Raw genomic sequence first — 4800 nt, forward strand, 5'->3', positions numbered from 1 at the left:
CTAGGCACATCTGTAGAAATGATTGAAGTGATAGAATTTGACGGCTCGGTAGACTTATTTATAGAAGACACCAGAAAAAACGTTAGCCGGGAAGTTGCCAGCCACATTTTAATGAGAACCACCTAAGCTCTTAGCCCAAAAACCAATATGAATAAGCCCGAATCATTAAGTGAAGTACATGGAAGTATAGATACCGGTAAGCGCACCGGATGGAAAAGAATTTTATCCTTTATAGGCCCCGCATACCTGGTCAGTGTAGGTTATATGGACCCAGGGAACTGGGCAACTGACCTGGCAGGAGGAAGCAAGTTCGGTTATCAGCTCATCTGGATCCTCCTCATGTCCAACCTGATTGCCCTGTTGCTGCAATCACTTAGCGCCAGGCTTGGAATCGTTAGAGGATTGGATCTTGCTCAGGCTTCCAGGAACACCTACCCAAAATGGGCAAATATCCCTTTATTTATCCTGGCACAAACCGCTATTGTGGCCTGCGACCTTGCGGAGATCATTGGTATGGCAATAGGACTGCAATTGTTATTTAAACTTCCCCTGATCTGGGGCATCAGTGTAACCATATTTGATACAGTGCTCCTGCTGTTTCTCATGAATAAAGGCATGCGAAAAATGGAGGCTTTCATTGTTTCCATGGTATTTATCGTTGGCCTTTCCTTTCTGGTAGAAATGTTCATTGTTGAACCGTCATTTAAAGAAATTGCTGCCGGTTTTAAACCCAGCATGCTTTCTGGCGAGGCACTTTATATTGCCATTGGTATTATTGGGGCAACAGTTATGCCACATAACCTCTACCTCCACTCTTCCCTGGTGCAAACCAGGAAGATCAAGAGAGATTTCAAAGGTATAAAAGAGGCCATTAAATTTAACCTGATCGATACTGCTGTAGCCCTAAACCTGGCTTTTTTTGTCAATGCAGCCATTCTTATTCTTGCTGCAGCCGCTTTTTATAAAAATGGTCTGCACGAAGTGGCAGAAATACAAGACGCTTATAAACTACTGGAACATATCTTCGGAGGTGTTGCCCCCGCCCTTTTTGCCATTGCCCTGATTGCAGCGGGACAAAGTTCTACCGTCACGGGTACCTTAGCCGGTCAGATCATTATGGAAGGCCACCTTAACCTTCGCATACAACCCTGGCTAAGACGACTGGTTACCCGATTGCTCGCCATTATACCCGCATTTTTCACCATCCTGTATTTCGGTGATGATGCCCTTAGCGGCCTGCTCATTTTAAGTCAGGTTGTTTTAAGCCTTCAACTGGGCTTTGCTGTAATTCCGCTGATCCATTTCACCTCTGACAAAAAAGAAATGAAAGAATTTGCGATTGGACTCTGGGTAAAAATCCTGGCCTGGACCAGTGCACTTCTAATTGTGGCCCTCAACGTGAAACTCGTTATTGAAGAGATCAGTTCCTGGAACGAAAAATCCGGTGCCTGGTATGTTTCTTATCTCATTGTCCCGGTAGCCCTTCTGATTGGCCTACTCCTGTTGTATGTTTTTCTTCATCCCATCTTTACCTCCAGGAAATTAAGAAGAAGCAATGTACCTCACGGGGATGCACTTAATATAGAAGCCGTTGGCGATATTGACTATACAAAAATTGGAATTACCGTCGATTTCTCCAAGAACGACAGAAACACCATTCGTCATGCACTCATACAAGGCGGAAAAAATGCCCGATATCACCTGATCCATGTGGTTGAAACGGCGGCAGCCCGTTACTATGGGCAATCAGCCTTAGACCATGAAACCCAAAGTGACGAAGAAAACCTCAAAAAATACTGTGAAAATCTCGAAAAATTAGGTTACCAGGCCAGCCCTCATATTGGATTTGGGAATCCGGCCAGGGCTATTGCAGAGCTGAGCAAAGAACACCATATCCAGTTGCTGGTTATGGGTGCGCATGGACACAAGGGGCTTAAAGATCTTATCCTGGGTACCACCGTAGAGTCCGTTAGGCACAGAGTCAACATTCCAGTATTAATTGTACGGTAAAAATTTACATAATCTATGTTTAATCCGCATTTCTTTCGGATATTAGCAGATTCATATGAAGAACGACGTCCAAATAAAGAATAAGAGAGCCTATTTTGATTACCATATCGTTGAAAAATTCAACGCGGGGATTGCTTTGCTGGGTACTGAAATTAAATCTATAAGACAAGGGAAAACAAACATGTCTGATGCATTCTGCATGTTTATAGGTAGTACCTTGTACGTAAGGAACCTCCACATTTCAGAATACAGCCACAGTTCTTTTTACCACCACGACATCAAACGCGACAGAGTGCTGCTTTTACAGAAAAAAGAGCTCAAAAAACTTAAAGCAAAAAGCGAGGAAAAAGGATATACGATTGTACCCCTTCGAATTTTCACCAATGAACGCGGCTTTGCAAAAATGGAAATTGCGCTCGCTCAGGGTAAAAAAGAATTTGACAAACGCGACAGCATCAAAGAAAGAGAATCCAAAAGAGAACTGGACCGGGCCATGAAATTCTAATTTACCAGGCCTGGTCACCCACCAGCGGAACGAAACGAAAAGTATCCAGTTCTATCTTTTCATAGTCCGTTTCGCTTACTCTTATTACTGTAACCATTTTCTGCGAGCGCTCATCTCCAACCGGAATGACCAGTATTCCACCAACCTTAAGCTGCTTAAGCAGTGCTTCGGGAACGAAAGGTGCACCAGCAGTTACAATAATCTTGTGATATGGTGCATGCTGTGCGATTCCCATCGAACCATCGCCAAAAAAGAAATTCGCGTGATAGCCCATTCCAGGTAATACCCTGATGGTATGCTTATAAATACTCTCCTGCCTTTCTATGGTAAATACATCAGCACCCAGCTCCATCAAGATACAGGTCTGGTAACCTGAACCTGTACCGATTTCGAGTACTTTATCTCCCTTTTTGATGTGCAGTAACTCTGTCTGATAAGCTACAGTATAGGGTTGGGAAATGGTCTGTCCATCCCCTATAGGAAAAGCAATATCTTTATAGGCCTGATTCCAGAACGTTTCATCAAAGAAGAAATGCCGAGGAACCTTGCCGATAGCTTTCAATACTTTTGCATCAGCTATTCCCCTGGATGCCAGGTGCTCAACTAATTTTTTCCTAGCGCCTCTTTCCCGATAATTATCTACAAACTTATATGCCATTGTTCTTCAAAAATACTCGTTTGATTTTAATCAACGCCATTAAACTGATTTAATCCTTCAAAATCCTCCTAACCACCACAAGATCAACATCAATAAATGTTAAAGCCTTTTATTTAATACGGATCTACGTCCAGTTGAATCAATACCCCCTTAAAAGCCTTCTCCGTATTGAACCTGGTGATCTCGCTTTTCAATAAAGCTTTCACCTTATGAATTGCCGTATGGCGATCTGATTTAATGATCACCTGCCTAATGTAATAACTTCTGATCCTGGAGATCAGTGGCTGCTCAGGCCCAAGCACCCTGCCCCCCAATCTCGATCGTAAAGCCGTTGCAAACTGCTGTGCAGCTACATTCAGCACATTGGCATCCTTATGCTTTAAGCTGATAAAGATCAAACGGGAAAAAGGCGGATAATTAAACTGTGCCCTTTCGGCAATCTCATCATTATACATTTCCAGGTAATTGTTCTCCACCACCTGCTTAATGATACGGTGATCATCATCATAAGCCTGAATGACCACCTTTCCCTGCTTTTCCCTTCTTCCAGCTCTTCCGGAAACCTGTGCCAGCAACTGATAACTACGTTCAAAGGCGCGAAAATCCGGGTAATTCAATAAGGTATCTGCATTGATCACACCAATCAAGGTGACATTATCAAAATCTAAACCTTTGGCCACCATCTGTGTGCCGATCAGTATATTTGTTTTTTTATCCTGAAAATCTGTGATAATAGTCTGAAGACTATTTTTAGTCCTGGTGCTGTCTACATCCAAACGGGCAATCTTAGCTTCCGGAAAAATCAAACTCAGTTCTTCTTCAATTCTTTCCGTACCAAATCCCTTTTGCTCTACATGAACCGAACCACAGGCCGGACAGATCTTTAAGCTGTTTTCATGATAGCCGCAATAATGACAATGGAGTTTTCCACTACTCTTATGAAAAGTTAAACTGACATCACAATTGATACATTTAGGCGTATACCCGCAAGTCGCGCAAATCAATATAGTGGCATACCCTCTTCTGTTCTGGAACAAAATGACCTGTTCCTTATTTTCCAGTGAAAGACTGATGTCATCAATCAGGTTTGTAGAAAAGTAAGCCACCATTTTTTTTCTTTTGGTTGCCTCGGAAATGCTGATCACTTCATGTGCAGGAAGCTGCACGCCTCCAAAACGTTCCGTTAAAGACACCAATCCATATTTCTGGTTTAAGGCATTGTAATAACTCTCTATCGATGGTGTTGCAGAGCCCAAAACGACCTTTGCCTTATGCAGATAAGCCAGGTAAACTGCGGCATCCCTGGCCTGATATCTTGGGGCAGGATCATGTTGTTTATAAGAAGACTCATGCTCCTCATCCACCACAATAAACTTCAATTCCTTAAAGGGCAGGAATATCGCAGACCGTGCACCCAAAACAATTTTATAAGTACCGTTCAGCACTTTATTCCAGATCTCTACCCGTTCAAAATCATTAAACTTAGAATGGTAAACTCCAATAGCATCGCCAAAGTATTTTTTAATTCGCTCTACAATCTGAGTGGTCAATGCAATCTCTGGCAAAAGGAACAGCGCCTGTCCACCCTGCGCAATAGCTTTTTCGATCAACTTAATATAGATCTGAG

Annotated in this window: 4 protein-coding genes; 2 read left to right on the forward strand and 2 right to left on the reverse strand. The window is 42.8% G+C overall.

What is annotated here, in order from left to right; translation table 11 throughout:
* The first annotated feature begins 147 nt into the window (after positions 1 to 147).
* The gene (locus VNZ46_RS15035) at positions 148 to 2010 is read left to right on the forward strand and encodes an Nramp family divalent metal transporter (RefSeq protein ID WP_325560887.1); all 1863 of its coding nucleotides are present in this window, start codon (positions 148 to 150) and stop codon (positions 2008 to 2010) included.
* Between the two features lie 55 nt (positions 2011 to 2065).
* Positions 2066 to 2515, forward strand: coding sequence for an SsrA-binding protein SmpB (smpB, locus tag VNZ46_RS15040; protein WP_325560888.1), 450 nt, complete (start codon positions 2066 to 2068; stop codon positions 2513 to 2515).
* Position 2516: 1 nt separating this feature from the next.
* Here the strand turns inward: smpB and VNZ46_RS15045 are convergent, their stop codons facing one another.
* On the reverse strand, positions 2517 to 3173 hold the full coding sequence (locus tag VNZ46_RS15045; protein ID WP_325560889.1) for a protein-L-isoaspartate(D-aspartate) O-methyltransferase: 657 nt from the start codon (positions 3171 to 3173) through the stop codon (positions 2517 to 2519).
* Positions 3174 to 3286: 113 nt separating this feature from the next.
* A partial coding sequence (gene priA / locus VNZ46_RS15050) for a replication restart helicase PriA (RefSeq protein ID WP_325560890.1) occupies positions 3287 to 4800 on the reverse strand: 1514 nt, incomplete at its 5' end.

Origin of the sequence: Pedobacter sp. (genome assembly GCF_035566355.1) — a bacterium.
Lineage (GTDB): Bacteria > Bacteroidota > Bacteroidia > Sphingobacteriales > Sphingobacteriaceae > Pedobacter.

Excerpts from the sequence above, each read along its gene's own strand:
- VNZ46_RS15035 (WP_325560887.1), top strand. The coding sequence starts at position 148 with ATGAATAAGCCCGAATCATTAAGTGAAGTACATGGAAGTATAGATACC.
- smpB (WP_325560888.1), top strand. The coding sequence starts at position 2,066 with ATGAAGAACGACGTCCAAATAAAGAATAAGAGAGCCTATTTTGATTAC.
- VNZ46_RS15045 (WP_325560889.1), bottom strand. The coding sequence starts at position 3,173 with ATGGCATATAAGTTTGTAGATAATTATCGGGAAAGAGGCGCTAGGAAA.